The sequence below is a fragment of the Thiomicrolovo sp. ZZH C-3 genome (genome assembly GCF_054862725.1).
Map to the genome: position 1 here is coordinate 1 of NZ_JBTKXX010000015.1, position 508 is coordinate 508.

Sequence of the window (508 nt, forward strand, 5' to 3'; positions counted from 1 at the left end):
GAAGCGTCAAGAACAGTCGCCGCGCCGACTTTGGCGTCGATGTGCGTGATGAAGTTCGCGTTGTTGCGGTCGCCGGTTTTCTTCTCAGCGATGTCGTATGTCCACATGTCGTGCTTCGCCATCGCTTTTACAGAAACAACATTACCTTTGAGTTTTGCTTTGATTCTCATGATATTACCTTTCTATTTTCGTTTTTGATAGGCGAAGGCGATCAGCCCTCACAACCACCGAGTGCAACGTCGAGTGTTTTGGAGCCGCTGTAGAGCTTGCCGTCGTTACCCTGTACGACTGCTGTGATCGTACCGGAAGCTTTCATCTTGATCTTGATGGAGAAGTCGATGATGCTGTACTCGTTGAGGTCGTAAACGATCACCGCAGATTCCGGGTTGACGTTCTGGACGATGATCAGGGATTTTGCAGCGATGTCAGACTTGACATCGACCGGAACCGCACCACCGTTGCTTGCAACGTCCGGAGCGACGACAGTGACGCCTTCAGCGACAGTAGC

The 508-nt window shown here is 51.6% G+C and carries 2 protein-coding genes; both read right to left on the minus strand.

Features of this window, described 5'->3' with window-relative positions; translation table 11 throughout:
* Nucleotides 1-170: thiosulfate oxidation carrier complex protein SoxZ (locus tag ACXWTF_RS13445; RefSeq protein WP_461715496.1), on the minus strand; the 170-nt coding region annotated here is incomplete at its 3' end.
* Between the two features lie 41 nt (nucleotides 171-211).
* Nucleotides 212-508: thiosulfate oxidation carrier protein SoxY (locus ACXWTF_RS13450; protein ID WP_461715495.1), on the minus strand; the 297-nt coding region annotated here is incomplete at its 5' end.